The organism is Candidatus Chordibacter forsetii, from assembly GCF_964187505.1.
Classification (GTDB): Bacteria; Verrucomicrobiota; Verrucomicrobiia; order Opitutales; family Seribacteraceae; genus Chordibacter; species Chordibacter forsetii.
In genome coordinates this window covers 1-4338 of the sequence record NZ_CAXLML010000151.1, presented here as the reverse complement: position 1 = coordinate 4338, position 4338 = coordinate 1, and the positions used below count along the sequence as shown (strand labels likewise).

Here is a 4338-nt window from a genome sequence, read left to right as displayed (position 1 = left end):
TTAAAAAAAAAGGCATACCCATCAAAGGAAGGACCAAGCGCAAGATGGCAAGGTCGCTATACCAAGCCAATTTTCGAGCTGAAGAAATTACAGGAGGGTGTGAAATAATTATCGCTTTTTTCCCGTTTTTTCGGCTCTCCTTTTTCAGTTTGCGCGAAAGTACGATTTCCTCACCCGCAAAATGAGTTTCAGGAAATCCACCACACTCGAAAAATAATTCTGCACGACAAAAGATAAAACTCCCGGCGAACAATTTAAATTTTCTTGATATCCAGTTCCAGGCACCTGGAAGAAATCGACCAGCGAACCAACGAGCAGGATACGCGTCCAAAACTAACTGAGCTCCTCCGCAACCGACCTCTCCACCGTTAAGAGACTCAATTGCCTGGGCGAATGTGGACGGAGGAACCAATGTGTCTGCATCAACAAAAATTAAATTGAGTGCGCGAGCAGCTCGGGCACCACTATTACGAGCTTTTGCAATTTGCCTTACCGGTTCCTTGATCACAATGCAGCCAAATTCCTCTGCTATTTGGGCTGTTCGATCAGTACATTGATTATCAACCAAAATGATCTCCCCCCGTAAGCCAGCTAATCTGTCTATCGCATGCTTGAGAGCTTCCAGGGTCTTGGGTAAATACTCCTCTTCATTGTAGGCTGGAATAATGACCGAGAAATTTAGTTCAGGCTCCAGTTGATTCGAGCCCATCGGTAAAATACTAACGAGAAAACTTCTTAGCTCGTCTGCCCACTCCAAAAGAAAGGCCAGATATCCAACCTTGCAAACGAGAAAGTGGACGGGTTGAATACAAGTCTTCATCTCCCAGGGGATGAAGCGGAGAATCTCCACGAATGTCCGATGCGATCCTATCCAAGGCGGGCAGTTCATTGCCGTCTGCTTGAAGTTGTTGATAAAGAAAGGTCAATCGGTCCACCTCTAATTGTCGAGAAAGAGCCGATAATGTTTTACGAAACTCAGCCACCTCTCCTGCTGGCAGGTTGCTGGAAGTATCTTCAACGCTAGGCGATGGAACAGAAGGCGTATTCTTTGTAACCGCAACTCGAGATTCTAACTCCACAGGCGAGTCGTCGGGTGTTTGTATAACCGAGGGCTTTTCTTCAATTACCATGTCGGCATCAAAGTCTCCTACCGAAAAAGGTTCTTCCTTTAATTCCTCAGAATCTGTTGGGTCAGTCGATTGTGGTGGAATACCTGCCTCCACGATTCCTTCTTCGCCTGGCTCAAAAGCTTCTGAAGAAAGCCTGCCGTCGTCAGATATCGAAGAAGCCAAGGCTTCATCCGTAATCTCTTCGGAATCAGTTGAATTCATTAGGTTGAATACTTTAAAGGTCGTGGTGGGATAAAGACTTCTCTTCTGAAAAATCTGGGGAATCGATAGGATTAGATAATTCTGCCGTACGGATCAAGGTTAGTTTTTCCCCAGCTTGAATAGAGGGAATGTTTTTTTGCGTTTCTTGGCCAATGATTTCAAGAAATGAATAGGTTTTTTCAACTAAAGTACAGCGAACATAATACGGCATTTCACTCCATTGTTCGCCTGTACGAACAATAAAGACAAAACCCTTTTGCATTCCATCGCCCTCACCCGTCTTGCTAAAAAAGCCTCGACCATTGGGTGCAACATTTTCTATTTCGATGCGGAGGGAATCTCCGTAAAAGATATCGAACGGACGAACAATTTCTTCCGCCAGAGATTTCTTCGCGTCTAAATATGAATCCAAGGCTACTTGGCGAACCCGACTCAATGAGGAAAAATTTTGGTCTAGGCGGTTCCACTCTTGTTCGATTTTTTGATGCTCCTCACCAACCAAGCCAAATTCAGACATTATATCCTCTTTTTGCTTAGTGAGAGGAAGCAGTTTGGCTTCCTCCCCAGATAAACGATTTGTAAAATCGATAAGATTGCTCTTCTCTTTTTCAAGTTCTAGTAAGGCTAATTCTAGTTCAGCTTTTACTTTTTGAATCTTAGGAACAAGAAAGCTCAACTCTTCTTCGGCCCCGTCGCTTTCCTCATTTAAGCTTTCCAAATCCTTTCTCAATTCCCGGTTTATTTTAAATAAAGCGGTCATATTAGCCTCACTGGCATTGGACTCCTCTCCGGTAGCTAATTGAATGTCTCTCAATTTTGATGATCCCACAGTCACCTCTTCCTCTAGGGAGTTAAAAGAATCTAGGCTGAGCAAATAATAACAAATCGCAGCTCCAAGGATTCCCAAGGAAAATATTCTACATAACAACGAGATCAACTTTTTCGAGAGTTAAGAGTTCTACAGGATTACCAATCAAGGGAATAAGTTCAGCCAAAGAATAGTTTCGGAATACTTTCTTAACTCGAATCTTGGAAATTTCCCTGTTTTCGAATTTCACGGAAAAAATCATATCTTCACGAAGCCCGGCACTTCCACCTTCCGAAAGAGCAATGTATCCGGAAGACAGATCAACAGACTTCAATGAAAGGCTCAATTCTTCACCTGGCTCGAGCCAGGGACGTGCCCGTGCATAAGTTCTTAATGATCTTACAGTTGATAGGTAGTGCTCACGAACAACCGAAGTAATTTCTGAATAGACAGTTAGCTTTTGTGCAAGCTCAGAAATCCTGTTTTCGAAATCCCCAATTTCAAACCTCTTCGCATCGACCTGTTGCCTGATCCTCGGGAGTTCACCTCGAAGGTTTTCAATTTTACTCTGAACTCCCTTCACAGCAGTCGCAAAATCGGATTGCTTTTGCTTAGTTGCATCCTTGTCAGCAATTGTATCAGTGAGTGAATTTTCGACCTCCTCGATTTCCTCCTTGGTACGGGCTAATTTCACATCGATTTCGTCCGACGCTTTTTTTAATTCAGCAATTTCCTCCGATAAATCAAGGTTTCGATTCTTTTGACGCAGTTGATCAGAAGCATACTTATCGCGAAGTTCGGCTAAGTTTTTTTCGGCTTCTTTGATTTTTAGATTTTGTAAAGCTATACTGTTGAGGTCTTGATCGTATTCGGAAACCACGGAAAAAGTTAATATTATTCCCGCCAAGCTGGCAATTACAGCAAATGCCTGTAAAAAAATAGTTATTCTACTCATCCGCACATATTTTAGGGTAGAGGAGCAAACAAAAACCCAGGAGGGGCAGCCTCCTGAGTAGTTTCAGTGGGCATATTATCCCCACTATTAATATCGATTCCCTGCGGCATGAAAGCTGGAGGTAAAAACTCTTCCTCTTCATCCTCGATTGGCACTTCAATCAAAGGTGCATTTTCTTCTTCCTCTAAAACATCTAACTGATTTTTGACAAAATTAATTCTCTCACTCTTCGCATTTTCCCATTTCTTATCCCTTATCCTGTCTAGACGGTTAGTATGAATAGCATAAAGATCTTCTACTACCTTATCGTCAGAGCGGGCATAAGAGGCATAATTAATTTTACCCTTTTCATCCCGACCCCAGATTCTTCCAACTTCACGACCTTGATGGAGGGGTATCATTCTTCGGGTTTGCATCTCATAAACATAACGGGCATCCCAAGCATCATAAATTGCCGCTCTGCTAGTATTGGAAGCTTCTTGTTTTTTATAGCCGCACGCTCCCAAGCTTAAGGAAAATACGGTAACTGAAATCAAAAATCTGATATCCATTTATTCTAAGTTAGACAATACCACGACAATTTGAAAACCAAAAACGATATGGCTTTTGACTCCACTCAGGGCCCGCATAATCAACGCCAATTCGAGGGCCAGCAAAAATCTGCTGAGGTTTCCCTTCAGATTCCTCGATCCAAAGTGAATTTTGGGGATGCAAATTGTTACCGTTAAATGAACCCGTCACGCCGAGGCCTTTAGTTAATCGCCCCGGGCCTTTAAAATCTTCCGTTCCTCGAATAAGGACCGCTGCAGGGTAGCCCTCTTCACAGGTTACTACATTTAGCATCCAGTGCATACCATAACAAAGGTAGACATAGCAGACCCCACCCATCTCGTACATAACTGAGGTACGGACTGTTCTACCCTTACTTGCATGGCAGGCCAGGTCTTTCTCACCATCGTAAGCTTCAGTTTCATTTATGACGGAACGAAAAATCGAGCCACATTTTTGGCGGATGCACAAAGTCGTACCCAAAAGTTCACGGGCAACTTTTTTTACATCACTTAGAAAAAATTCGCTTTTGACGGGCTGGAGTTTACTCAATTTTAATAGCTCCGATTTTTAGAATCGATCCATATCGTGACTGGTCCATCATCTACCGCATGAATTTGCATATTTGCTCCAAAAACTCCCGATTGAACATCCCCTTCGAAATGTTCTTTTATTTGGGCAAGCCCTTGTTCATA

The 4338-nt window shown here is 42.9% G+C and carries 7 protein-coding genes; all 7 read right to left on the bottom strand.

Annotated elements, in window-relative coordinates; all coding sequences use genetic code 11:
• Window positions 1–820, bottom strand: an 820-nt coding sequence (locus ACKPQ4_RS06505; protein WP_407680385.1) for a glycosyltransferase, incomplete at its 3' end; no start/stop codon positions are given.
• Window positions 720–1331, bottom strand: coding sequence for a hypothetical protein (locus ACKPQ4_RS06500; RefSeq protein WP_407680384.1), 612 nt, complete (start codon window positions 1329–1331; stop codon window positions 720–722). The genes ACKPQ4_RS06500 and ACKPQ4_RS06505, both read right to left, overlap by 101 nt.
• 13 nt (window positions 1332–1344) lie before the next feature.
• Window positions 1345–2160, bottom strand: a complete 816-nt coding sequence (locus ACKPQ4_RS06495) for a hypothetical protein (protein ID WP_407680383.1) — start codon at window positions 2158–2160, stop codon at window positions 1345–1347.
• Window positions 2161–2248: 88 nt separating this feature from the next.
• Complete coding sequence (locus tag ACKPQ4_RS06490; RefSeq protein WP_407680382.1) at window positions 2249–3094, bottom strand: hypothetical protein; 846 nt, start codon at window positions 3092–3094, stop codon at window positions 2249–2251.
• Between the two features lie 11 nt (window positions 3095–3105).
• The gene (locus tag ACKPQ4_RS06485) at window positions 3106–3645 is read right to left on the bottom strand and encodes a hypothetical protein (protein WP_407680381.1); all 540 of its coding nucleotides are present in this window, start codon (window positions 3643–3645) and stop codon (window positions 3106–3108) included.
• Between the two features lie 10 nt (window positions 3646–3655).
• The gene (locus ACKPQ4_RS06480; protein WP_407680380.1) at window positions 3656–4195 is read right to left on the bottom strand and encodes a DNA-3-methyladenine glycosylase; all 540 of its coding nucleotides are present in this window, start codon (window positions 4193–4195) and stop codon (window positions 3656–3658) included.
• A 2-nt stretch (window positions 4196–4197) separates the two neighbouring features.
• A partial coding sequence (locus ACKPQ4_RS06475; protein WP_407680386.1) for a D-aminoacyl-tRNA deacylase occupies window positions 4198–4338 on the bottom strand: 141 nt, incomplete at its 5' end.